This is a genomic window from Oerskovia sp. NPDC056781, assembly GCF_042789955.1.
Taxonomy (GTDB): domain Bacteria; phylum Actinomycetota; class Actinomycetes; order Actinomycetales; family Cellulomonadaceae; genus Oerskovia; species Oerskovia rustica.
Genome location: NZ_JBHUAD010000034.1, coordinates 1 through 24339 on the forward strand (window position 1 = coordinate 1; position 24339 = coordinate 24339).

A 24339-nucleotide genomic window follows, 5' to 3' on the forward strand; every position below is an offset into this window, starting at 1 on the left:
CGACCCAGCAACCCGTCTCGGACCGAACCACCCATCTCGTTCCGGGAGAGGGTCAGGCGCGCCGCGACCGGCGGCTCAGCAGCACCGCGGCGATCCCGGCGGCCAGCAGCACGACCGCCCCGCCCGCGACGAGCAGCGCGTTCGAGCCGGTCGCCGCGAGACCCTCGTCGTCGGCCGCCGTCGCAGCGTCGGTCGCTGCCGCACCAGGCGCCGCCGCACCGGGCGCCGCCGACGGGACGGGCCGCGCGACCGGTGTCGCACCCGCCACGGGAACGTCCTCGGGCGCGGGACCTGTCGCGGCGAGCTCGGGTTCCGTGACCGGCGCCGTCGTCGGAGCCTCCGCGACCGGAGGCGAGGTGGGTGCCTCGACCGGCGTGCCGTCGTCGGGCACCTCGCTGCTCGGGACCGGCGACGGGACGGGCCGCGTGACGGGCGGGGCCGGGCTCAGCGGCGTCGGCGTCGGCGTGCACACGGGCGCCTGGCCGCCCTCGCCGAAGTGCTCGTCGAAGCCCTCGACCTGGACCCACGTCACGCAGAACCCGGCGGGGAACGCGGCGACGGCTCCTGCGAAGTCGAGGAAGCTCGCGCCGACGTACGCCGCGGTCGACCGGCCGTTGGCCGTCTCGAGGTGGACGTTGAAGCTCTGCTCGCCCGTCCCGTCGAGCGCGGTCGCGCGGTAGTTGACGTGCCCGTGCTCGCGGAACGCCTGGCCCGCGGGCAGGGTCACGCCGCTCGCGGTCACGGTGTACGGGGTGGGGGAGTCGGACCCTGCGGACGCGATCGTGGGGGTGGCCACGAGGATCGCTGCCGTGAGGAGGGCGACGGGCGCTGCGCGCATCGAGGAGGACCTTTCGAGGGTGGCGGGAGGGGACGCCCTCGGCTCTCGGGTGCGAGCGGGGCTGGTGCCGGACGGTTGATCACCGTACTCGTCCGACATGCCCGGATCGACGGGGCGAACGCGACATATCAGCGCCAAAGGTACTCGGGACCGGGTGATTGTGGAAGCGCTCCCAGCGTGTCGCTCGCGTGTCGCCCGCGTGTCGGTCCACCCAGGGGCGACGACCGGCGTGGCTACCCTCGTCGCATGGCTCCCGCGAGCGCGCCCCCGGCTTCCGCCCCGCCCCTGCTCGTCCCCGTCCCCGGCGGCGCGCTCGCCCTGCGCGACGCGCGCACCGGCACAGCCCGGGACGTGACCCTCCAGGGCTTCGAGATCGGTCGGACCCCGATCACGTGGGCGGAGCTCCGCTCCGTCCCCACCCCGCAGGGCAGCGGGCCCTCGCGCAGCGCTGCCCCGGAAGGCTCCCGGCCCGGCGACGTCCCCGCGCACCCCGTGACCTGGTTCGACGCGGTGCGCTGGTGCAACACGGCATCGACCGCCGCGGGCCTGGCTCCTGCCTACGTGCTCGACGGCCGTGCGGTCCGCTGGGACGTCGGCGCCGACGGGTTCCGGCTGCCGACCGAGGCCGAGTGGGAGTGGGCGTGCCGCGCGGGGACGACCACCCCGACCTACGGACCGCCGGCCGACGTCGCCTGGACCGCTACCGACCAGGTCCAGGGCCCGCAGCCCGTCGGCCGCAAGGCACCCAACGCTCTCGGGACGCACGACCAGCTCGGCAACGTCTGGGAATGGTGCTGGGACTACGCCGACACCGCGCGCTACGGCGACTACCGCAGCCTGCGCGGGGGAGGGTGGGCGGACCGCGAGTGGAGCGTGCGCGCCTCGGTACGCCGGGGCAGCGCGCCCGACGCCGTGCTCGAGGACGTGGGATTCCGGGTGGCGCGTGGCGCCGTCGGGCAGCGCGGGGCGCTCGAGGCGCAAGGGTGGTCGGCCGCGGCCGACCGCGAGCGTGCCGACGTCCGCGGACTGCGGCCGGTCGGCTGGACCCCGCTGCGCGGGCTCTGAACTGCGGACCTCAGAGCGTCGCGAGCCACTGCACGACGGCGTCGCTCACCGCCGCGTGGTCGTTCCGGACGTCGTGGGCACCGGGCAGGCGCACCTGGGTGACCGGCCCGGGGATCGCGGCGACGTGCTCGTCGAACTCCTCGGGAGAGCCGAACGGGTCGGTCGTGCCGGACACGAAGAGCACTGGGACCGTGAGCTGTGGGAAGTGGTCGACGCGCAGCTTGTCGGGCTTGCCCGGCGGGTGCAGGGGGTAGCTCAGCAGCACGAGCCCGGCCGCGGGCAGGCCCTCGGCCACGGCGATCGAGCACATGCGTCCGCCGTAGGAGCGGCCGCCGAGCACGAGCCGGTCGGGCGCGAACCCCTCCTCGGCCGCGAAGCGCGCCGCCTCCTCGACCAGGTGCGCGACCGCGACCGGCGCCCGGTCCGGCATGCGCTTCCCGGCGAGCCGGTACGGGAAGTCCACCCGGCGCACGGGCAGCGGCACGACGGCCTCCTCGACCGCGACGAGCGTCGGGTGGTCGCGACCCGCCCCGGCCCCCGGCGTGAGAAGAAGCCCGCCGACCGCAGCGCGAGAGGATCCCGTCATGAGGTCCAGTCTCGCAGCGGCGGGACTTTCCTGCGGTCGACCACGGGGTTGAGGTCGTCAATCTGCTCAGAACGACCTCAACCCCGTGGTCGGCACCTGGCTGGACCGCTAGAGAGTCGCCAAGAGCTCTCGCATCTCCTGGATCTCCTGCTCCTGGGCGTCGACGATCTCCTGGGCCAGGGCGAGCGCCTCGGCGTTCTCGCCGTCCGCGATCTCGGCCTCGGCCATGTCCACGGCCCCCTCGTGGTGGGCGATCATGCCCTCGAGGAACAGGCGTGAGACGGTCGCGGCGTCCGCCGCCTCGAGCGCCTGGATCTCCGCCTCGCTCAGCATCCCGTCCATCTCGTGGCCCGAGTGGTCACCCATCGGTTCCGCGCCCCACTCGTCGAGGAAGCCCTCCATGGTCGCGATCTCGGGCTCCTGTGCGCTCTCGATGCGCGTCGCGAGGTCGACGACCGCAGGGTCGACGCCCTCCGTGTCGAGCACGATGCGCGACATCACGAGCGCCTGCTCGTGGTGCGGGATCATCATCTGCGCGAACATGACGTCCGCGTCGTTCGCCCCGGCGGCGTCAGCCCCCGTGTCCTGTGACGGCGAGCCGTTGCCCATGTCGTGGCCCTCCATGTCTCCGCCGTCGCCGGCGTCGGCGCAGCCCGCGAGGACCAGCGTCGAGCCGAGGGTCAGGCCGATGCCGACCTTGGTCAGGGTGTGCTTGTTCATGAGTCGTCCTTCGGGTGATCGGTCGGTGTGCCACGGGTACCCCGTGACGGTGACGGTCGCTGCGGCCCTGGTCGGGCCGGGCTCCTATCTCCGACTGATCCCGAGCGCGACCAGCGACGGCGGCCGCAGCACCGACCCGCGCCGCCACCAGGGCGCGACGACGCGCGCGAGGTGCGTGACGCCGTCGGGCAGGCGGCGCACCAGCGCCGGGCCACCGAGCGAGACCATCGCGACGAGCACCAAGAGGCACATGGCCTCCATCTCGCCGTGCCCCGTGCCCGACGGCGCCTCCTCCTCCGCGCCCACGTCGCCCGCGGCGTGGGGAGCCGCCTCGGCGGCGACGGTGTGCGCGGGACCGTGCGCCACGGGGCTGCCCGACATCTGGTGCATCCCGACGAACCCGCCGAGCAGCACCACCATCCCGAGCAGCACCACGAACCGCCGGACGAGGCCGACGGTTCGGGCGGGCCGGACCGCATCGACCAGGTGGGCGGTCGACACGGTCCCGGCCGGGGCGATCGGGGACATCACGGACATCGCCTACGAGGCTGCCACGCGCTCGGGGTCGAGGTCCAGCCGGCGCAGGAGCTGCGCGTTGAGGGCCACGATCACGGTCGACAAGGACATGAGCAGCGCGCCGACGGCCATCGGCATGACGAACCCGACCGGCGCCAGGACGCCCGCCGCGAGGGGCACCGACACCAGGTTGTACCCGGCGGCCCACCACAGGTTCTGCTTCATCTTGCGGTAGCTGGCCCGGGACAGCTCGATGACCGACAGGACCGAGCGCGGGTCGTCGCTCGCGAGGATGACCCCCGCCGACGCGATGGCGACGTCGGTGCCCGCACCGATCGCGATGCCGACGTCCGCCTGGGCGAGGGCGGGGGCGTCGTTGACGCCGTCGCCGACCATCGCGACCTTGTGCCCGCGCGCCTGGAGCTCGGAGACCTTGTCGCCCTTGTCGCCCGGGCGGACCCCGGCGAACACCTCGTCGATGCCGAGCTCGTCCGCGACCGACTGTGCCACCGCCTGCGCGTCACCGGTGATCATGACGACCCGGATGTTGCGTCGGTGCAGGGCGTCGATCGCCTCGCGGGACTCGGGCCTGATCTCGTCGGCCAGCGCGAAGCCGCCCAGGACCTGCGGGGTACCGGAGCTCAGGTCGAGCGCGTGCAGGACCGTCGCGCCCTCGCCCTCCCATGCGGCGGCGTCGGGCACGGGGTCGAGGCCGTGCTCCCGCAGGAGCGACGGGCCGCCCACTGCGACCCGGCGACCGTCCACGAGACCTGAGACGCCCACCGCGGTCGAGGACTGGAAGTCCTCGGCACGCGGCACCTGCACGCCCTTGGCGGCGGCGGCACCCACGATCGCGCGGGCGAGGGGGTGCTGCGAGTCGGCCTCGACGGCCGCCGCGAGCGCGAGCAGCTCGTCCTCGGTGCCCGACGTCGCGATCAGGTGCGTCACGACGGGCTCGCCCTTGGTCAGGGTGCCGGTCTTGTCGAACAGGACGGCGTCGACCGTGCGCATCTGCTCGAGCGCCATGCGGTCCTTGACGAGCACGCCTGCCTTGGCCGCGCGCTCGGTCGAGATCGACACCACGAGCGGGATCGCGAGGCCCAGCGCGTGGGGGCACGCGATGACGAGGACCGTGATGGTCCGGATCAGCGCGCTCTCCGGCGTGCCCCAGACGCTCCACGCGGCGAGAGTCAGCACCGCGGCGCCGAGCGCGAACCAGAAGAGCCAGCCCGCGGCGCGGTCCGCGAGGCGCTGCGCGTGCGACGACGACGCCTGGGCCTGCGTCACCAGACGCTGGATGCCCGCGAGCGCCGTGTCGTCACCGACCGCGTCGACCGTGACGCGCAGCGCCTGGTCGGTCGCGACCGTCCCGGCCACGACGTGGTCACCGACCGTCCGGCGCACCGGGCGCGACTCGCCCGTGATCATCGACTCGTCGACGTCCGCCGCCCCCTGGGAGACCAGGCCGTCCGCGGGCACGCGCCCGCCAGGACGCACAACGACGACGTCGCCCACGACCAGGTCGGTCGGGGACACGGTGGTCACCTGGCCGTCGGCGCTCACGCGCTCGGCCTCGTCGGGCAGCAGCGCGGCGAGCGACTCGAGTGCCGACGACGACTGCGCGAGCGACCGCATCTCGATCCAGTGGCCCAGCAGCATGATCACGACCAGCAGCGCGAGCTCCCACCAGAAGTCGAGCTCGTGCGACAGGATCCCCAGGCTCGCGCCCCACGACGACACGAAGGCGACCGTGATCGCGAGCGCGACGAGCAGCATCATGCCCGGCTTGCGGGCCTTGAGCTCGTCGACCGCACCCGTGAGGAACGGCTTGCCGCCCCACACGTACATGACCGTGCCGAGGACCGGCGAGATCCACGCGATGCCCGGGACGTCCGGGAGCGGGTAGCCGATGATCGAGGCGAACATCATGCTCGCGCCGACCGTCGGTACCGCGAGGGCGAGCATGATCCAGAACAGGCGACGGAACATCGCGACGTGGCCCGAGTGGCCGCCGTGGCCCTGGTGGCCGCCGTGCGCGGAGTGGTCCTCGTGGCCGCCCGCGTGGGCCGAGTGGTCGGCGTGACCGGCGTGACCCGCGTGGCCGGCGTGAGCCGAGTGGTCCGTCGCGGTCATGGTCGACATGTCGTGCCCGGCGTGGTCCGTGCCCGCGTGGGCGTCGTCGCTCGCAGGCGCGACGGTCGCTGCGTGGCCGGCGTGCCCGCCGTGGCCCGCGAGCGAGCCGTCGCGGCCCACGGGGTGCTCGTGGTCGTCGTGACCTGCGTGCCCGCCGTGACCCGTGTGGTCGCCGTGCTCGTCGTGGTCCATGGGATTCACTGTCCCGTCCTCCCTCGTATCGCGCCGGGCGACCTTGGCGCCCGATATACCCCCTAGGGGTATCGATAACTCCTGATCCTGCCGCAGCATTCCCGGTCCGTCAAGAGGAAGCCGCGCGACGCCGACGCGCGGAGCCCCGATCGCGGACCTAGCCTGAAAGCCCGACGACGGGCGGAGCAGCCATGAGCCTGGTCCTTCACGACGAGCTCTTCGACGCGCAGCTCGTCCGAGCGCTCGCCTACACCGCGCAGGGCGGTGCGGAGATCGGCGAGTGCCTCGAGACGGCCCGTCGCATCACCCGGACCGACGGGAACCAGTGGTACGACGAGTGGTCCGCGACCGCCGCGCGCGTCGAGAAGACGGCCGAGGAGAGCGACATCGCGGGTCACCGGGTCAGCGCCCGCGGAGCCTGGCTGCGCGCCTCGAACTACTACCGCACCGCGGGGCTCTTCCTCATGGGGGCTCCCGTCGACGACCGGTTCCGGGAGAGCTCGCGCCGCCAGACCGAGACGTTCCGCAAGGCGGCCGCGCTCCTGGACCTTCCGCCGGACGTGCTCGAGATCCCGTTCGAGGGCGGGACGCTCCCGGGCTACTTCTTCCGGGCCGCCGACGACGGGCGCCCGCGCCCCACGGTCCTGCTCGTCGACGGCTACGACGGCACCGCCGAGGAGCTGTACTTCGCGAACGCGGTCGCTGCCCTCGACCGGGGGTACGACGTGCTCGCGTTCGACGGCCCGGGTCAGGGCAGCGTGATCCTCGACCAGGGCATCCCGTTCCGCCCGGACTGGGAGACCGTGGCGAGCGCCGTCGTCGACCACGCCCTGACCCTCGACGAGGTGGACCCGCAGCGCATCGTGGTGCACGGCTGGAGCTTCGGCGGCTACCTCGCGCCCCGCGCCGCGTCCGGGGAGCACCGCCTCGCGGCCTGCATCGCCGACAGCGGACCCTACGACCTGTTCGACACGGTCACCGCGAAGTTCCCCTCGCTCCTGGCGGGCCACCTCGACGACGACCGCGGTGCCGCGCTCCGGGTCGTCGAGACGACGCTCCACCAGCTCCTCAAGAAGCCCTCGGCGGGCTGGGCGCTGCGCCGGAACCTGTGGGTGCACGGCGTGCGCGACCCGCTCGACCTCATCAGGCTGTCCCACGACTACACGATGCGAGGGCGTGAGCACCTGATCCGCTGCCCGGTGCTCGTGTGCCGCACCGTGGGCGACGACCTCTCCGCCTCGGCCCGGACCCTCGCCGAGAACCTCACGTGCCCGACCGAGTACGTCGAGCTCGGCCCCGAGGACGGCGCCACGGGGCACTGCGAGATGACGGGCCGGGCGGTCTTCCACCGCCGCGTCTACGACTGGCTCGACGAGACCCTCGAGTACGACGGCGCGCCTGCGTAGCCGGGGTCCCGAGAACGGGACTGGGGACGTCCTGCGGTGGATGACGACCTCAACCTCGTTCTCGGCACCCGGGTGCGCTCGTCAGGGTGCCGTGGGCACGCTCGTGACCGTCGTCAGGAGGAACGCCGAGTCCTCCAGGGCGGCGACGGCGTGCCGCTCGTGCGTGAGCACGCGCAGCTCACCCGGCCCCACCTCCTCGTCGCCCTCGAGCGCGGTGACGCGGACGCGGCCGCGCAGCACCTGGATGCTCGCGGCGGGCGGCGAGTTGTGCTCGCCGAGCTCGACGCCCGCGAGGATCGCGATGATCGTCTGGCGCAGGACGCCGTCGTGCAGCACGACCTCCGCGCTGCGGCCGTTGTCGCCGTCGCGGGCGCGCGTGAGGTGCGCGTCGGTGAGCAGCTCGAGGTTCGTCATGGAGGCTTCCGATCGGGTGGGGGCGGGGCTTCCATCATGGCGGTCGGGCGTCCGGTTCGCCCGGTGCGCGCGGGGTGCCCGACGGCGTCGCTCACCGCGCGCGCCCGTCGTGCCCGCGGATGTGGCCTCCTGGGAGAGGGCGCGTGTGGATCGTGTGACGCCCGTCACTCGTCGGCAGGTCGACGCGCGATCCGGGGACGGGTGACAGAGCATGGGGTGATGCACGTGCCCACCTTCGTCGACGTCTGGCAGCTCCTCAACGACGCCGATCGCGAACGTCTCGCCGAGATCGACGAGACCGAGACCGAGATCCTCGACTTCCTGCGGACGCAGCCGGTCGAGGACGTCGACGCACCCCTGTTCTCCGACCTGCAGGTCGAGCGCCTGCGCGTCTACCGGGCAGCGCTCGAGCGTGCCAACCCGGGCGATGCCCGGCCCGAGGCCGCGTCGGCCTAGAACCGCGCGCCGCGTCGAGTGTGCACCTGTGGCGGTCGTCCGCCGCGACGGACGACCAAAACTGCACACTCGGTGGGCGTGACGGTGAACCCAGCACGCCGACGACGCGTGCCGGTGGCCCGGGCGGCGGGTCGGACAGCCGCGGGCACAGCCGGGGTCAGTGGGTCGGCATCTCCAGGCAGCCGCCGTCGGCGATCGGTCCGCCCGCCTCGAGGATGACCCCCTCCGGTGTGACGCCGCCGTAGACGCAGCCTCCCGGGACGCTCACGCCGACCCCGAAGCTCGTCGCAGGGTCGCCCGACGGGGTCGTCCCGGGGGTCACGCCGAACGTCTCGAACCCTGCGCCGGTCAGCGCGGCCACGACGTCGTCGTGGCGCAACGGGTCGCCCGTGACGAGCGGGGTGAGCGCGGCCTCGACCGCCGGGACGGACAGCGCGGCCTCGGCGTCCGACGCGGGGGTCCCGCGGCGCTCGCGGTAGGCCTCGTTCGAGGAGTCGAGCCCCTGGTTCTCCGGCTCGGGGGTCGGGTCCGTCGGCCCGGTGACCGCGGGGGGCACCTCCGGAGACACGTCGTACGCGTCGGCCCACCGGTTCACCAGGACGACGTAGCCCACGACGGCCACGACGAGCGCGACCGTGACGAGGGCCGCGAGCCCGACCACGACCCGGACCACCCACGTGGCCGCACGCGAACGACCGGCGGGCGTGACGTCGTCGGGCAGGGGGCGGCTCATCCGGCGAGTCTCGCCGCGCTGCGGCCGACGCGTCCAGCGCAAGGCTCGACCCTGCGCGAGATCTTCACGCACGGCACGCGACGGAGCGAGGACGGTCGGACCGTCCTCGCCCCGCGTCGTGCCGTCACCGTCACGGTCTACGTCACCGGCAGCCGCAGCGCCTCGCCGAGAGGGACCGTCGGCCCCTGGAACGGGACCGTGTCCTGGGCGCACGTCGCGCCGTCGGTCGCCTCGAGGTCGACGAGGTAGCGGGCCACCGCGGCGTCGGCGCACGCGGACTTGCCGATGATCGTGTGCCCCCAGCCCTCGACAGTCAGCACGCGCGCGTCGGGCCAGCGGTCGGCGTACGGCTGGGTGGACGCGTAGGGCGTCGCCGGGTCGAACCGGGTGCCGACCACGAGGACCGGCGCGTCGGTCGTCTGGTCCCACGGACCGGTGAACGCGTCCCGGTCGGTCACCGGGACGAACTCGCACTGGATCCCCACCCAGCCGCGGAAGCGGCCGAAGTGCGGGTACTGCGCGTCGAGCGCGTCGACCTTCGCCGCGTACGACTGCGGGGCGCCCGGCGTCGTGACGTCCACGCACAGGCTCGCGAGCGCGCCCCCGACCGACGGGTAGTCCTGCGCGTACCCGGCGCGGCGCAGGAGCTCCCCGAGCGACGGGGCGGCGCTGCGGGCGCTCGGCGCGTCCGCGGCAGGCGGCCCGACGGCGCCGCTCAGCACCGCGAGGCCCGCGAGCGTCAGGTCGAGGTCGCCCCAGGCGACGGGCTCGTAGAGGTAGGAGAAGACGAGCGCCACGGCCTCGGGGTACCCGATCCGGACGGTCGACCCGTCCGGGAGCGGCACCGCGACGGGAGCCTCGCGCAGGGCCGAGTACGTCGCCTCGACGACCTCGGCCGGGTCACCGAGCGACGCGAGCGCACAGGCCGACGGGCCCGCCTCGGCGCACAGCCGCGCGAACTCCCCGAACGTCTCCGTCGCGCCCGCGGCCTGCCCGATGCGCGCGCCCAGCAGCTCGTCGGACCCGACGCCCGACCACGCGTCGACGTCCATCGTCCCGTCGAGCACCATCGCGCGGACCCGGTCCGGGAAGAGCGCCGCGTACGTGGCCCCGAGGACCGTGCCGTACGAGTAGCCGACGTAGCTGAGCTCGTCGTCACCGACGGCCTGGCGCAGCAGGTCCATGTCACGTGCGACGTTCGCGGTCGACGAGTGCGAGATGCGGTCCCCGGAGAACAGCGTGCACGACGCCCCCAGCGTCGCCATCTGCCCGAGGAAGCGCCGCTCCTCACGGTCGGTCACGGGGAACGCCGGCACGCCGGACATGAACGCCGTCTCTCGCTCGGCGTCGCGGAAGCACGTCGCGGGGTCGGACGTCCCGACCGCGCGCGGGTCGAACCCGATCACGTCGAACCGGGCGAGCACCTCGTCGTCGAACAGCGTCCCACCGAGCTGGTGGAGGGCCTCGACGCCCGGGCCGCCCGGACCGCCGAAGTTCGTGAACAGGCTCCCGACGCGCTGCGCGGGGTCGGTCGCGGGCAGGCGGGTCAGGCCGATCGTCGTCCGGGCCCGCGGACGGTCGTAGTCCGTGGGGACCTCGACGCTCGCGCACTCGAAGGCTTCGAGGCCCGTGCCGTCGCACGGACCCCACGCGATCTGCGGCACCGGGACCTCGACCTGCCCGCCCGGCGACGGCGGATCACCCCCCGGCCCGGTGGCGGCCACGGCAGGCACGCCACCCAGGAGAAGGACCGCCGCCAGCGTTGACGCTGCGGCGCGGACTCGTGTCGTCATCGATCGCGAAGTCATCGGGACCATCCGAACACGACCATGTCGGACATGCACCTCGGGACCTCGGCGCACGAGCGCCGACGAGAGGAGCGTCCTCACCCGACGCGTGTCCTCCTGCGCTCTCACCCGGCGAGCGGGAGAGTAGGGGCCATGCAGATCCTCTCCTCGATCGGGGCGGCGCTGTTCACCGCTGCCGCCACGCTCGTCATGGTCCTCCTGCTCGCGGCGACGGCCCGCAGGGTCCTCGGGGTGCCGGTCGGGTGGATCCGGTCGATCCTCATGACGATCCTCGTCGTGACGCTCGGGTCGTGGGGGCTCACTGAGGGGTTCCAGCAGCTCGGGGTGCAGGAACCCGACGGGTCGCTCACGGTCCACCCCGGGGTCGTCCTCGTGATCATCGTCCTCGCGTGGGCGTGGTCGTTTGTGATCGGCCTCGGGCTGCTGCTCGTCCTGGAGCTCCTGGTGCCCACGGGCAGCATCCCGACCCCGTGGCGTGCGGTCGTCGAGCTGCGCAGCGGGTCCAAGGACCTGTGGCGCTACACCCAGATCATGGGGATCATGGTCCGCCACGGCCTGGGCGGGTTCTTCGGGCGCGGCGCCCGGCGGCGCAGCCACCAGCGGACCACGGACTCCGAGGAGAGGGCCGTGGCACGCGAGCTGCGGGCCGCGCTGAGCGACGCGGGCGTGACGTTCGTGAAGCTCGGCCAGATGCTCTCGACCCGCGCGGACCTGCTTCCCGCGGTGTACGTCGAGGAGCTGTCGCGGCTCCAGAGCCAGGTCCCACCGGCACCTTGGGCGCAGATCGAGGCCATGGTCACGCGGTCGATCGGCGCTCCCGTGGACACCGTGTTCGCGCACCTCGACCCCGACCCCATCGCGTCCGCCTCGGTGGGGCAGGTGCACTGCGCGACGCTGCTCGACGGCCGCGAGGTCGTCGTCAAGGTCCAACGGCCCGGGGCACGCCAGCAGGTCCTGGGCGACCTGCGGATCGTGCTGCGGATCGCGCGCAGGCTCCAGCGCGACACGTCGTGGGGCCCGTCGCTCGGCATCATGGACCTCGCCGAGGGGTTCGCGGCCTCGCTGCGCGAGGAGCTCGACTACACGACCGAACTCGAGAACACGCTCGACGTGCAGGGCGCGCTCGCGACGATCCGGCGCTCCAAGCGGCACCCGCTGCCCGGGGTCCACCAGGTCGACGACACCGACGCCAACGTGCCCCTCGTCGAGATCCCCCGCGTCCATCCCGAGCTGTCGAGCTCGACGCTCCTGGTCATGGACCGCCTCGACGGCACGCCCGTCGGGGACGCGGCCGACCTCCTCGCGACGTTCGACGACGACGCGCGCCACGACATCGCGGCCCGCCTGCTGCGCGTCACGCTCGACCAGATCGTCGTGACCGGGGTGTTCCACGCCGACCTCCACCCGGGCAACGTCCTCCTGCGCGACGACGGATCGCTCGGGCTGCTCGACTTCGGCTCGGTGGGCCGGCTCGACGAGGCCGAGCGGGTCGCGCTGGCCGCCGTGCTGCTCGCGGTCGAGGCCGACGACTCGATCGCGGCGACCGATGCGCTCATCGAGCTCCTCGACCAGCCCGACAGCTTCGACGAGCGCCGGTTCGAACGCTCGGTCGGGCAGCTCATCCTGCGGTTCCGCGGGGGCGGGGCCGCGAGCAGCGGCTCGCTGTTCGCCGCGATGGTCCGCCTCGTGAACGACGCGGGCATGGGGGTGCCGTCGCAGGTCGCCGCGGCGTTCCGCACGATCGCGGCGCTCGACGGGACGCTGCACGTCCTGTCGCCCTCGTTCGAGCTCGTCTCCTCGGCGCGCGACGAGGGCGAGGAGCTGCTGCGCAACATGGTCAGCCTGCGCAAGATCCGGGCCAAGGCCGGGGCCCAGCTCCTGGCGTTCGCCCCGTCGATCGAGCGCCTGCCGCGGCGCCTCAACAAGATCACGTCGGACCTCGAGGCGGGGAGGTTCACGGTCAACGTCCGGGCGTTCTCCGACCTCGGTGACCGGAGGTTCGTCACGAGCCTCGTGCAGCAGGTCATCTCGACGATCATCGCGGCTGCGAGCGTCGTCGGCGGGGTGTTCCTGCTGATCGCGGAGAACGGGCCGCAGCTCACGAACGACCTGAGCTGGTACTCGGTCTTCGGGGCCGTGATGCTGTTCGTCGGCGCGGTGCTCAGCATCCGGGTGCTGATCTACGCGTTCCGTGGCGCCCCGGCGGACAGGGGCTGGTAGGAGATGTCCCGACGTGAGCTCGTCGTCCTCGGCACCGCCAGCCAGGTACCCACCCGGACGCGCAACCACAACGGCTACGTCCTGTTCTGGGACGACGAGGCCGTCCTGTTCGACCCGGGGGAGGGCACGCAGCGGCAGATGCTGCGGGCGGGGGTGTCCGCGACGGATCTCACGCGGATCGCGATCACGCACCTGCACGGCGATCACAGCCTGGGGCTGGCCGGCGTCGTGCAGCGGATCAGCCTGGACGGTGTGCCGCACACGGTCCCGGTGTCCTTCCCGGCGTCGGGCGCGACGTGGGTCGACCACCTGCTCGACGCCACGTCCTACCACCACCGTGCGGAGCTTGCGCTGCAGCCGTTGTCCGCCGACGGGCTCGTCCCACCCCTCCGGACCGCACCCGGGTTCGCCCTGCGCGCCGAGCGGCTCGACCACGGCGTCGAGGCGTTCGGCTACCGGCTCGACGAGCCCGCCGGTCGGCGCATGGTCCCCGACAGGCTCGCGGCGGCCGGGATCCACGGACCGGCGGTCGGGCTGCTCCAGCGCGAGGGCGTCGTCGAGGTGGGTGACGGCCGGACCGTGAGGGTCGAGGACGTGAGCGTCGTGCGGCCGGGACAGTCGTTCGCGTTCGTCATGGACACGCGGCTGTGCGACGCGGTCTTCTCGCTCGCGCGCGGCGTCGACCTGCTCGTGATCGAGTCGACGTTCCTCGACCGCGACCGCGACCTCGCGCACGCGTTCGGTCACCTGACCGCGCTCCAGGCGGCGACCGTCGCGGCCGAGTGCGGGGTCCGGTCGCTCGTCCTGACCCACTTCTCGCAGCGCTACCAGGACCCGGCCGAGTTCTGGGCCGAGGCCAGGACGGTGTTCGACGGCGAGCTCACGGTCGCCGAGGACCTCGACCGGGTGCAGGTCCCGCCGCGCGTGCACTGAGCCGGCTGCTGACGCCGGAACCTGTCGGCCGCTGCGGCCGCTGGCTGCCGAGAACGGGGTTGAGGTCGTTCTCGTGGGGATGGCGGCACTTTCCCCGTGCTCGACGGCTCGGAATCCCGTGTTCGGCACCACTACCGTGGGAGCATGCCCGACGCGCCCGACGACGCACCACGCCGCCTCCGCTGGGGCTGGCTGCTCCTCGCCGTGGTGGCCGCGGTCGTGTCCTTCCTCGCGGTGAGCGTCCAGGCGGGCCAGTGCGTCGACTCCGTCACGCCCGGCGCCTCCTACTGCACGAGCGGGCCCGTGCTCGGCACCGGGGGCTGGCTCGTCGGTCTCGCCGGGGCGGGGTTCGTCATCTACGCGGTGCGCCGGGGGCTCGGCCGGAGGTAGGGTCCACGGCCGTGGGTGCCTGCCGCTACGGTCCACCTCATGGCTGATCGCGCGCACGGCACCCCCACCCCGCCCACCGACTCCTCGGTCGACCGCGAGGACTGGTACGGCCGGGACCTCGACGGCGAGACGTTCGAGCGGGTCGCGTTCGGCGACTGCGACTTCTCCGAGATCACGACGACGGGCGCCACGTTCACCGAGTGCACGTTCCGCAACGTCCGGTTCAACGCGTCGACCCACACCGACTCGGCCTTCGCGAACTGCACGTTCTCGCGCTGCTCGTTCTTCGACACCACGTTCACGCGCTGCAAGGCGGTGGGCTCGATGTTCACCGAGTGCAGCTTCGACCTCCTCAAGGTCGTGGGGGGCAACTGGTCGTTCGTGGGCCTGCCCGGGGCGGACCTGCGCAGCGCCTCGATCACGGGCGCCCGGCTCCGCGAGGCGGACCTGACGGGCGCTCGCTGCCAGGGGGCCGTGCTGCGCGACCTCGACCTGTCCGGGGCCTGGCTGCACAAGGCCGACTTCACGGGCACCGACCTGCGCGGCAGTGACCTCAGCGCGCTCGATCCTCTGAGCAGCATCGTGCAGGGGGCGATCGTGGACCCGGCGCAGGCGCTCGTGGTCGCGGAGGCCCTGGGCCTGGACGTGCGGACGCACTGAGGGTGGGTGGGCCGTGCGGACGCACTGAGGGTGGGTGGGCCGTGCGGACGCACTGAGGGTGGGTGGGACGTGCGGACGCACTGAGGGTGGTTGGGCCGTGCGGACGCACTGAAGGTGGGTGGGCCGTGCGGACCTCGACGACACGCCGATGCCGCCCGACACCCCGGTGAGACGCGTCACGTTCGCGTCATGATCGCCTCGCGAGCGTGTCTCTCCTCCTGACAGGCGCTTCACGCCCGACCGTCGGGCACGCCGTGGAAGGACCCACCTATGTCGACGACGAGCGAGACCGACCTCCGGGCCTTGGCCGACGAGGAGCTGGTCGACGCCGTCCGCGGGGGCTCGCAGGACGCGTACGCGGTCCTGTGGTCGCGTCACTCGGGTGCCGGGCGCGGCGCGGCCCGTCGCGTCACGTCGTCGTTCGACCCGGACGACCTGGTCCAGGAGTCCTTCCTGCGCATCCTGCGCGCGATCCAGTCGGGCAAGGGACCGACCGGTCCGTTCCGCCCGTACCTCTACCAGACCATCCGCAGCGTCGCGATCACGTGGTCGCACGCGCCGGACCCGATCGCGGTCGACCAGGTACCCGAGGTCGTCGACCCCGTGGACATGGCCGACGTCGTGGTCGAGGGGTCGGTCACCGTCACGGCCTTCAAGGCCCTGCCCGCCAGGTGGCAGGCCGTGCTCTGGTACACCGAGGTCGAGGGCATGGACGCCCGCGAGGTCGCGCCGCTGCTCGGCCTGAGCGCGGGGTCGGTCTCGGCCCTGGCCTACCGGGCGCGCGAGGGGCTGCGCAGGTCCTGGCTCCAGGCCCACGTCAACACGGCCGCGGTCTCCGACGAGTGCCGCTGGGCCGCGGAGCAGATGGGCGACTTCAACCGGGGTTCCCTGAGCGCGCGGAACAAGGACCGTTTCGAGGAGCACCTCACGGGATGCCTGTCGTGCTCCATCCTGGTCGACGAGGTCGACCAGGTCGCCTCGCGGCTGGGCCTCCTGCTCGTCCCGCTGGTGCTGGGCGTCCCGGCCGTCCTGGGCGGCACCTCGGCGGCCCTCGGCGGAGCGGGCTTCGTCCCTGCCAAGGGCGTCTTCATCGACCCGACGGCGGATCTCGCCCTCGGCGCCGCGGGCGCCCCGGGCGGGGCGACGGCCGGCGGGTCCGGCGACGGGGCGGTCGGCGAGCCGACCGGGTCCGGCGGCTCCGCGGGCAGCGCCTCCGCGGGTGCAGCAGGTGCCGGGGCCGTCGGTGCGGCCACGACGTCAGGGCTCTCCGGCGGGGCGATCCTCGCGCTCGTCACCGCCGGTGTCGCCGTCGCGGTCGGGGCGGTCGCGGTCGCACAGCCGTGGGGCGCCACCCCGCCGGTCGTGGCGGAGCACTCCGGACCGCAGACCTCGGCCGACGGGGCGTCCCAGGCCCCGTCGGCCGACGGGCTGGCCCTCGTGCCCGGGGCGGACCCGACCGATCCCACGACCGTCCCCGACGAGATCCTCCCGGAGACCGCACCGGCGGCAGGGCAGGACGACGACTCCGCGGCGGACCAGCCTTCCCGCGCAGCGGGTACCGGTCGCGCGACGAACCCCGTCCGCCCGGCGCCCGACCCGGCAGCTCCTGCCGTGGTGCCACCGGTGGAGCCGGCCGACCCGCCCTCCGAGCCTGTCGACCCGCCGGTGGACCCGGGGCCACCGGTGACTCCGCCTGTGGACCCGGAACCTCCGGTGGACCCACCGGTCGACCCAGAACCGCCGGTCGACCCGGTCGACCCGGCGCCCGCCGCGCCGACCCTGGTGGCCCCGCCCGCGGGCGAGCTGGTCTTCCTGCCCGAGCTCACGGGCACGGGCGAGCCCGGCGCGATCGTGACGGTGTCGGCGACCAGCCGCGGAACCTCAGCCGTCGTGGCCAGCGCGGACGTCGCGCCCGACGGCACGTGGCGAGCGACGCCGTCGGGCAGCGCGACCGTGTGGGAGACGCTCACCGTGACGCAGGAGCGCAACGGCACGACCTCCGAGGCGACGACCGTCCCGGGGCCGTTCACGTTCCTGCTGCCGACGATCCTCGCCCCCGCCGACGGCGGGTCGATCCCGTGGGCACCGTCCGTCACGGTGCGCATCGACGGGCGTGCCGGGCTCACGACCGAGGCGTTCCTCGACGGCCGGTCGACCGGCAACCTGCACACCATGCCGGGGAGGCCGATCGACCTGGTCGCCTCGGGTCTCGGCCCGGGGCAGCACACGCTCGGGCTGCGCTACGTCGACCGGGAGACGGGCGCCGTCGGGCCGGTCGTGACCTCGACGTTCACGATCGACCAGCCACCGAGCTAGTCGGTCGGGCGACGGACCACGGTCACCGGGCACGACGCGTACTCGACGGCCTGGCGGCTCACCGAGCCCAGCAGGAGGCGGTCGAACCCGCCCGTCCCTCGGTTGCCGACGACCAGGCGCTCGGCGCCCTCGGCCGCCTCGATGAGCCCCTTCGCGGGGTGGGCGTGCACGACGCTGCGGCGGACCTGGTCCTCGGGCAGGTCCACTCCCGCGGCCTCGAGCGCGCGGTCGAGCTGCTCGCCGGCGAACTTCTCGTAGTCGTCGACGGGCGGGGTCCAGCCCCACGAGTCGGGCAGCGGGGCCAGCGTGACGATCTGCCAGCAGAACACCGCGTCCAGGACGGCGCCCGTGCGGCGGGCGACCTCGAGACCGTGGCGCAGCGCGTGCACCGACGTGCGCGAGCCGTCGACGCCCACGACGACGCGCGAAGGCGCGTCGGCCGCGGCCGGGGCTCCGGCGTCGTCCGCGGCGTCGCCGTCGGCGGACCGCACGACCGTGACCGGGACCTGTGTCGCGCCCTGGACCACGGCCGACGACACCGAACCCAGCACCAACCGACCCAGGCGCCCCAGCCCACGGCTGCCCACGACGAGCATCTCCGAGTGCTCCGCACGGGCCAGCAGCGCGGTGGCCGCCGAGCCCTGGACCTGCTCCGCGTGCGTGACGGCCTCGACGCCCGTCCGGTGGCGGGCCTCGTCCAGGAGGGTCAGGACCTGGTCCTGCTTGAGGTCCGCGAGGTGGCTGAAGTCGGCCGGCTCCGAGGGGCGCGGACCGTCCTTCCAGGAGGGTTCCCAGGCGAGGACCGCGGTGAGCGGCACGCCTCGCGAACCCGCCTCGACGAGGGCCCAGTCGAGGGCTTCCTGGGACTGGACCGATCCGTCCACACCGACGACCACGTCACTCATCGACGTCACCTGCTCTCTCGTTCGACGATCGTCCAGCGCTCCTGTGCGCCGTCCGCACCTCCATCTTCGCCGGTCCCGCGGGCGACGTCACGCCTGGGCGTGTCTGCTTGATCACGAGGGACCGTCAGCATCGCCGGGACCGTGCCACGATCTCAGAAGCGCGGCCCGTCGTCGCCGTGCAGGAGGTTGCGGATCGGGGCCGTCGAGATGTCCACGCGGTCCACGAGGTCCGCGGGCCCGGACACGATCACGGCGCGGTCGGCGAGCGGCACGTACACCGCGACCGTGGCCCGGACGGCGACCCGGACGCACGGGTGCGAGACGTCGTCGACGACGAAGGCCGTGTGCTGGAGGGGGGCCTTGTCGACCTCCTCCACGATGGCCCGCATCGCGGACCGGTAGTCCTGGTACGCGTCGGCGAAGTCGGCGCCGGTCGGCCCTTCGGTACCGTCGGGGGCGTCGTTGTGCAGGGGAGCGGCGAGGGCACCGCTGAGCGCAGCCCGCACGATGTCCTCGACCTGCTGCGGGTCGTCCGTCCCGACGCGGAGCGTCTCGACGTCGACCGCCTCGCCGACGAACGACACGTACGCGCGCAGGAAGCGCTCCTCGGTCGGGTCGCGGTCGTCGCCCCCCGTCCCGGTGACGGTCTCCTCCTCGAGGTCCAGGCCCCACATGAGCGGGTCGGTGATCTCGCCGACGACACCGCTGAAGCGGGCGAAGCGCGCGACGATCTGCTCCCACGACTCGTGGGCTCCTGCTGGTTCGTCCGGCTTGTGCATCGTCCTCCCTCGGACTGGCGCGTGCCCCTGCCTCGAGACTGCCCCTGTGGCGTCCTGGGGTCAACGATGCTGGCGGCGCGTCCGTCGCGCACGTCGGGAGCGGGTGAGTCCGGTCGGCGGAACGTGTGGTCCGCCCGCCGGGACGACGCCCTGGTCTGCGACGACGCGTGCCAGCCTCGGGACATGACCCAGGGGAGCACGCAGCCTGAGCGGCGTCCCACGAGGCGTCGACGACGCCGCGGCCCCGGCTGGGTGCCCGACCAGCACGGCGCGTGGGCGATGCTCGCCGTGCCGTTGCTGGTCGGGGTCTTCCTCGGCAGCCCGGCCTGGGTGCACGTGCCCCTCGCCGCGCTGTGGTTCGTCGGGTACTTCGCGTTCTTCGCGACCGGCCTGTGGTTGAAGTCCCGCTTCAAGGCGCGCTGGTGGCCGCCCGTGCGGGCGTACGGGATCGCGACGGTCGTCCCAGCCGTCGCGGTCCTGCTCCTGCGCCCCGATCTCCTGGCGTGGGTGCCGCTCTTCGCCCCGCTCGTCGCGGTGAGCCTGTGGAGCTCGTACCGGCGCACCGAACGCTCGCTGCTCAACGACGGCGCCACGGTCCTCGCGGCGTGCCTCATGATGCCGGTCGCGTTCGCGGCGGGCACGGGCCGGGCCCCCGGCGTCTGGCCGGGGACGACCCTGCCCGACGGCGTCACGGGCGTCGCGGGGATCGGGTGGCCCCAGGTGTGGGCGCTGTTCGTGGTGGTGCTGGCGTACTTCGCGGGGACGATCCTGTACGTCAAGACCCTGATCCGTGAGCGCGGCGAGCGGTCCTACCGCGTCGCGTCGGTCGTCTACCACCTGACGGCCGGCGTGGTCGCGTCCGCCGCCCTCGCAGCCGCCGGGCTCGTGTGGTGGCCCGCGGCCACGCTGTTCGCGGGGCTGACGGTGCGTGCGCTCTGGGTGCCGCGCACGGAGGCGACGCCGATGCAGTTCGGGATGGGCGAGGTCGCGGCGAGCGTTCTCGTGACGGTCCTCGTCCTCGTGCTGCCGCAGACGTTCGAGGCGGTCGGGTCGGGCGCGTCGGGCACGTCGGTCGCCGACGCGTCGGGTACCGACGGGTCGGGCGCGTCGGTCGCCCTCGGGGCGGGCGCTGCGGCGACCGTGGTGCCCTGACCTCGCGTTTCGGTCATCTCCACCTCGCCTAACGGTCACCGACGGGCGGAACGGACAGCCTCCGGACACCGGTCGCGGTCCTGCCGAAGGTCACGGAGCGAGCCCCTCGTCACGCCCCTGGCGAACAAGGGCATATCCGTGGGGTCGGCCCCGTTGGTCCCGGATAGAGTCGTTGCGGTCAGGCCTGAGCACCACCGGTGCGGGTGTACGCCGCTCGTGAGGAGCAGCACATGTTCGAGAGATTTACCGACCGAGCCCGTCGGGTCGTCGTCCTTGCCCAAGAAGAGGCACGGATGCTCAACCACAACTACATCGGCACCGAGCACATCCTGCTCGGCCTCATCCACGAGGGAGAGGGAGTCGCAGCCAAGGCGCTGGAGTCCCTCAACATCTCCCTCGACGGTGTGCGCTCGCAGGTCACCGAGATCATCGGCGAGGGCCAGCAGGCCCCCAGCGGGCACATCCCGTTCACGCCGCGCGCCAAGAAGGTCCTGGAGCTCTCGCTCCGCGAGGCCCTTCAGCTCGGCCACAACTACATCGGCACCGAGCACATCCTGCTCGGGCTCATCCGTGAGGGAGAGGGTGTCGCAGCCCAGGTCCTCACGAAGATGGGCGCCGACCTCAACCGCGTGCGCCAGCAGGTCATCCAGCTGCTGTCCGGGTACCAGGGCAAGGAGCCCGTCGCCGCGGGTGGCCCTGCCGAGGGCCAGCCGTCCGGCTCGGCCGTGCTCGACCAGTTCGGCCGCAACCTCACACAGGCCGCACGCGAGGGCAAGCTCGACCCCGTCATCGGACGCACCTCGGAGATCGAGCGCGTCATGCAGGTCCTTTCGCGCCGCACCAAGAACAACCCGGTGCTGATCGGTGAGCCGGGCGTCGGCAAGACGGCCGTCGTCGAGGGCCTCGCCCAGGACATCGTCCGTGGCGACGTGCCGGAGACGCTCAAGGACAAGCAGCTCTACACGCTGGACCTCGGCGCCCTGGTCGCCGGGTCCCGCTACCGCGGTGACTTCGAGGAGCGCCTGAAGAAGGTCCTCAAGGAGATCCGCACGCGCGGCGACATCATCCTGTTCATCGACGAGATCCACACGCTGGTCGGTGCGGGTGCTGCCGAGGGCGCGATCGACGCGGCGAGCATCCTCAAGCCGATGCTGGCTCGCGGCGAGCTCCAGACCATCGGTGCGACCACGCTCGACGAGTACCGCAAGCACATCGAGAAGGACCCGGCCCTGGAGCGTCGTTTCCAGCCGATCCTCGTCTCGGAGCCGAGCCTGCCGCACGCGATCGAGATCCTCAAGGGTCTGCGCGACCGCTACGAGGCGCACCACCGCGTGTCCATCACGGACGCCGCGCTGGTGGCTGCCGCGACGCTGGCCGACCGGTACATCAACGACCGGTACCTGCCGGACAAGGCGATCGACCTGGTCGACGAGGCCGGCGCGCGCCTGCGCATCCGTCGCATGACCGCCCCGCCGGAGCTCAAGGAGCTCGACGAGCAGATCGCCGAGGCGCGTCGCGACAAGGAGTCCGCGATCGACGAGCAGGACTTCGAGAAGGCCGCGCGTCTGCGCGACACCGAGAAGCAGCTCACGCAGCAGCGCGCGGACAAGGAGAAGGCCTGGAAGGCCGGAGACCTGGACACCGTCGCCGAGGTGGACGAGGACCTGATCGCCGAGGTGCTCGCGATGTCGACCGGCATCCCGGTGCTCAAGCTCACCGAGCAGGAGTCGTCGCGCCTGCTGAAGATGGAGGACGAGCTGCACAAGCGCGTCGTCGGCCAGGAGACGGCCATCAAGGCGCTCTCCCAGGCGATCCGCCGCACGCGTGCAGGCCTCAAGGACCCCAAGCGTCCCGGTGGCTCGTTCATCTTCGCCGGCCCCACGGGTGTCGGTAAGACCGAGCTGGCCAAGGCGCTCGCCGAGTTCCTCTTCGGGGACGAGGAAGCCCTCATCCAGCTCGACATGTCGGAGTTCTCGGAGAAGCACACGGTCTCGCGTCTCTTCGGTTCGCCCCCCGGCTACGTCGGTTACGACGAGGGTGGCCAGCTGACGGAGAAGGTCCGTCGTCGTCCGTTCTCCGTGGTCCTGTTCGACGAGGTGGAGAAGGCGCACGCCGACATCTTCAACTCGCTCCTGCAGATCCTCGAGGACGGTCGCCTGACCGACTCGCAGGGCCGCGTGGTGGACTTCAAGAACACCGTCATCATCATGACCACGAACCTCGGGACGCGGGACATCGCCAAGGGTCTGCAGACCGGCTTCAACGCCGGCGGCGACCTCGTGACGAGCTACGACCGCATGAAGGCCAAGGTGAACGACGAGCTGAAGCAGCACTTCCGCCCCGAGTTCCTCAACCGCGTCGACGACGTGGTGGTCTTCCCGCAGCTCTCGCAGACCGAGATCGTCCAGATCGTCGACCTGATGATCGCCAAGCTGGACAAGCGCCTGCGCGACAAGGACATGGGCATCGAGCTCACGACCGCCGCGAAGGCACTGCTGGCCGAGAAGGGCTACGACCCGGTCCTCGGCGCTCGTCCGCTGCGTCGCGCGATCCAGCGCGACATCGAGGACGTGCTGTCCGAGAAGATCCTGTTCGGCGAGCTCAAGGCCGGCCAGATCGTCCTGGTCGATGCCGAGGGCGAGGGCCTGCTGGGCGAGTTCACGTTCCGTGGCGTCTCCAAGGACGACCACGAGCGTGGCCCGGTGAGCGTCGCCGCGACGGCAGCGCTCAACGCCCCCGCGGGCATCTCGACGGCCGACCTCCCGCCGACCGGCGAGCTGCAGGCCGGCGCGGAGTGATCCTCCCGGCAGCCATCGGTTGTCGATCCCCGGTCGTCTGACGCCGACCGGCTCGAAGGGCCCCGATCCTCAGGGATCGGGGCCCTTCGGCGCACCTGGGAACGTCGTGGCGCGGGGCGGGGACGTAGGGCCGCGGGTGCGGGACCAACGTCCCTGACGCTGGACGACTCCGGCGCGGGAAACTGGTACATCAGTATCAGTTCAAGGAGAACGGCAGGCACATGGCACCCCAGTACACCGCGACGGTCACCGGCACCGCGAAGTCCCCGACGCGCCTCGACGTCCAGATCAGGGACTTCTCCGTCACGATCGACGAGCCCGCGTCGCTCGGCGGCGACGACACGGGCCCCAACCCCGTCGAGCTCGTCCTGTCCGGCCTCGCCGGCTGCCTCAACATCACGACCCACATGGTCGCCAAGGAGCGCGGCATCGAGGTGCGGAGCCTGAGCGTCACGGCGACGGGATCTCTCAACCCCCAGCGGCTGATGGGGCGCCCGACCCCGGACCGCGCGGGTTTCCAGGGCATCCGGCTCGAGATCGACGTCGACGCCGACGCGACCCCCGAGGAGATCGACGCACTCCTCGTGGCCGCCGAGGAACGCTGCTGCGTCGCGGACAACCTGATGAACGCGACCCCGGTCAGCGTCGTGCGCGCGGGGGCACCGGCCTCGGCAGCCTGACGGAGCAGGGCGGGCCACGCCGTCGGGCGTGAGGGTGTGGCCTGCCGCGCACGGCGTCCCGCCGGGCCGCTCCGCGGGGGCGGGAGGCAGCGGTCCTGCGGGGTCAGTCGTGCCCCGCGAGCGAGGCGAGCGCGGTGCGCCACAGCTCCTCGGAGTGCTCGACCGCCTCGGGGGAGTCGTTGTTGTCCTGCCGGATCGTCACACGCGTGCCCTTCGGGTCCGGGGCGAGCGTGATCGCGATCTCGTGGTGGTTCTCCGGGACGTCGGGCACGCCGCTCGTGGGGGAGAAGTGCGTGAAGCGCAGCGTCCTGGGCCGGTCGACCTCGAGGACCGTGCCGTGGTCCTCGAAGTGCTTGCCCTGGTACTGGCCCTCGAACGTGATGGTGCTGCCCGGCTGGTAGTCCGTCTCGACGTTGGCTCCCAGCATCCAGGTCGCGGAGGGGTGGACGAGCTCGGCCCACACCCTCTCGGGGCGGGCGGCGATGTGGATCGAGGCGGTGGCGACGAGTCCGGTCATGGGACCTCTCCTCTTCGAGCGGTTTTCCCCGACCGTAGCCCTCGGGGCGGGGGTCGGCACGTGCGGGTGTGCGTCGAGCGTGCAGTTCGGGCTGTCCCGAGAGCCTGGCGACAGCCCGAACT

At 72.8% G+C, this 24339-nt stretch carries 22 protein-coding genes; 11 read left to right on the top strand and 11 right to left on the bottom strand.

The features are described 5' to 3' along the window. Positions 1-52 precede the first annotated feature (52 nt). A complete protein-coding gene (locus ACFRCR_RS05090) occupies positions 53-838 on the bottom strand; it encodes a hypothetical protein (protein WP_377675948.1) in 786 nt (261 codons plus the stop codon). A gap of 246 nt (positions 839-1084) precedes the next feature. Here ACFRCR_RS05090 and ACFRCR_RS05095 point away from each other — a divergent pair, with 246 nt between their 5' ends. Next, on the top strand, positions 1085-1903 hold the full coding sequence (locus ACFRCR_RS05095) for a formylglycine-generating enzyme family protein (protein ID WP_377675949.1): 819 nt from the start codon (positions 1085-1087) through the stop codon (positions 1901-1903). 10 nt (positions 1904-1913) lie between these two features. On the opposite strand, the gene ACFRCR_RS05100 is transcribed toward ACFRCR_RS05095, so the two are convergent. The 4 genes from ACFRCR_RS05100 to ACFRCR_RS05115 all read right to left on the bottom strand — a co-directional run bounded on the left by ACFRCR_RS05100 (position 1914) and on the right by ACFRCR_RS05115 (position 6050). Further along, on the bottom strand, positions 1914-2489 hold the full coding sequence (locus ACFRCR_RS05100; protein WP_377675950.1) for an alpha/beta family hydrolase: 576 nt from the start codon (positions 2487-2489) through the stop codon (positions 1914-1916). 108 nt (positions 2490-2597) lie between these two features. Continuing rightward, on the bottom strand, positions 2598-3209 hold the full coding sequence (locus ACFRCR_RS05105) for a DUF305 domain-containing protein (RefSeq protein ID WP_377675951.1): 612 nt from the start codon (positions 3207-3209) through the stop codon (positions 2598-2600). An 84-nt stretch (positions 3210-3293) separates the two neighbouring features. Further along, entirely contained in the window at positions 3294-3740 is a 447-nt protein-coding gene (locus ACFRCR_RS05110; RefSeq protein ID WP_377675952.1) for a hypothetical protein, read from the bottom strand. A gap of 9 nt (positions 3741-3749) precedes the next feature. Continuing rightward, positions 3750-6050: a heavy metal translocating P-type ATPase gene (locus ACFRCR_RS05115; RefSeq protein WP_377675953.1), complete on the bottom strand. Its 2301-nt coding sequence runs from the start codon at positions 6048-6050 to the stop codon at positions 3750-3752. Between the two features lie 191 nt (positions 6051-6241). Here ACFRCR_RS05115 and ACFRCR_RS05120 point away from each other — a divergent pair, with 191 nt between their 5' ends. Next, the gene (locus tag ACFRCR_RS05120; RefSeq protein ID WP_377675955.1) at positions 6242-7456 is read left to right on the top strand and encodes an alpha/beta hydrolase family protein; all 1215 of its coding nucleotides are present in this window, start codon (positions 6242-6244) and stop codon (positions 7454-7456) included. An 81-nt stretch (positions 7457-7537) separates the two neighbouring features. Here the strand turns inward: ACFRCR_RS05120 and ACFRCR_RS05125 are convergent, their stop codons facing one another. Further along, positions 7538-7870 (bottom strand): cupin, encoded by a 333-nt coding sequence (locus ACFRCR_RS05125; protein ID WP_191792260.1) that lies wholly within the window; start codon positions 7868-7870, stop codon positions 7538-7540. 219 nt (positions 7871-8089) lie between these two features. On the opposite strand from ACFRCR_RS05125, the gene ACFRCR_RS05130 reads away from it, so the two are divergent. Continuing rightward, positions 8090-8326 (top strand): hypothetical protein, encoded by a 237-nt coding sequence (locus ACFRCR_RS05130; RefSeq protein WP_377675957.1) that lies wholly within the window; start codon positions 8090-8092, stop codon positions 8324-8326. A 157-nt stretch (positions 8327-8483) separates the two neighbouring features. On the opposite strand, the gene ACFRCR_RS05135 is transcribed toward ACFRCR_RS05130, so the two are convergent. After that, positions 8484-9059 (bottom strand): DUF6993 domain-containing protein, encoded by a 576-nt coding sequence (locus tag ACFRCR_RS05135; protein ID WP_377675959.1) that lies wholly within the window; start codon positions 9057-9059, stop codon positions 8484-8486. 137 nt (positions 9060-9196) lie between these two features. Beyond that, positions 9197-10792: an alpha/beta hydrolase gene (locus tag ACFRCR_RS05140; protein ID WP_377675961.1), complete on the bottom strand. Its 1596-nt coding sequence runs from the start codon at positions 10790-10792 to the stop codon at positions 9197-9199. 207 nt (positions 10793-10999) lie between these two features. On the opposite strand from ACFRCR_RS05140, the gene ACFRCR_RS05145 reads away from it, so the two are divergent. The 5 genes from ACFRCR_RS05145 (at position 11000) to ACFRCR_RS05165 (ending at position 17386) form a co-directional block, all read left to right on the top strand. After that, a complete protein-coding gene (locus ACFRCR_RS05145; protein ID WP_377675962.1) occupies positions 11000-13087 on the top strand; it encodes an ABC1 kinase family protein in 2088 nt (695 codons plus the stop codon). Between the two features lie 3 nt (positions 13088-13090). Beyond that, a complete protein-coding gene (locus ACFRCR_RS05150) occupies positions 13091-14020 on the top strand; it encodes a ribonuclease Z (protein ID WP_377675964.1) in 930 nt (309 codons plus the stop codon). Positions 14021-14164: 144 nt separating this feature from the next. Next, the gene (locus ACFRCR_RS05155) at positions 14165-14410 is read left to right on the top strand and encodes a hypothetical protein (RefSeq protein ID WP_377675965.1); all 246 of its coding nucleotides are present in this window, start codon (positions 14165-14167) and stop codon (positions 14408-14410) included. 39 nt (positions 14411-14449) lie between these two features. Continuing rightward, positions 14450-15070, top strand: a complete 621-nt coding sequence (locus ACFRCR_RS05160) for a pentapeptide repeat-containing protein (protein WP_377675966.1) — start codon at positions 14450-14452, stop codon at positions 15068-15070. 270 nt (positions 15071-15340) lie between these two features. Further along, complete coding sequence (locus ACFRCR_RS05165; RefSeq protein WP_377675968.1) at positions 15341-17386, top strand: sigma-70 family RNA polymerase sigma factor; 2046 nt, start codon at positions 15341-15343, stop codon at positions 17384-17386. On the opposite strand, the gene ACFRCR_RS05170 is transcribed toward ACFRCR_RS05165, so the two are convergent. Both ACFRCR_RS05170 and ACFRCR_RS05175 read right to left on the bottom strand, forming a co-directional pair. Beyond that, complete coding sequence (locus tag ACFRCR_RS05170; protein WP_377675969.1) at positions 17383-18291, bottom strand: universal stress protein; 909 nt, start codon at positions 18289-18291, stop codon at positions 17383-17385. The genes ACFRCR_RS05165 and ACFRCR_RS05170 overlap by 4 nt on opposite strands. Before the next feature lie 152 nt (positions 18292-18443). Next, positions 18444-19070, bottom strand: coding sequence for a hypothetical protein (locus tag ACFRCR_RS05175; protein WP_191796458.1), 627 nt, complete (start codon positions 19068-19070; stop codon positions 18444-18446). A 183-nt stretch (positions 19071-19253) separates the two neighbouring features. Here ACFRCR_RS05175 and ACFRCR_RS05180 point away from each other — a divergent pair, with 183 nt between their 5' ends. The 3 genes from ACFRCR_RS05180 to ACFRCR_RS05190 all read left to right on the top strand — a co-directional run bounded on the left by ACFRCR_RS05180 (position 19254) and on the right by ACFRCR_RS05190 (position 23700). Further along, a complete protein-coding gene (locus ACFRCR_RS05180) occupies positions 19254-20222 on the top strand; it encodes a YwiC-like family protein (RefSeq protein ID WP_377675970.1) in 969 nt (322 codons plus the stop codon). 230 nt (positions 20223-20452) lie between these two features. Continuing rightward, positions 20453-23020: an ATP-dependent Clp protease ATP-binding subunit gene (locus tag ACFRCR_RS05185; RefSeq protein ID WP_138825941.1), complete on the top strand. Its 2568-nt coding sequence runs from the start codon at positions 20453-20455 to the stop codon at positions 23018-23020. 221 nt (positions 23021-23241) lie between these two features. Continuing rightward, a complete protein-coding gene (locus ACFRCR_RS05190; protein WP_191796456.1) occupies positions 23242-23700 on the top strand; it encodes an OsmC family protein in 459 nt (152 codons plus the stop codon). Between the two features lie 103 nt (positions 23701-23803). On the opposite strand, the gene ACFRCR_RS05195 is transcribed toward ACFRCR_RS05190, so the two are convergent. After that, a complete protein-coding gene (locus tag ACFRCR_RS05195; protein ID WP_377675972.1) occupies positions 23804-24217 on the bottom strand; it encodes an SRPBCC domain-containing protein in 414 nt (137 codons plus the stop codon). Positions 24218-24339: the final 122 nt, after the last annotated feature.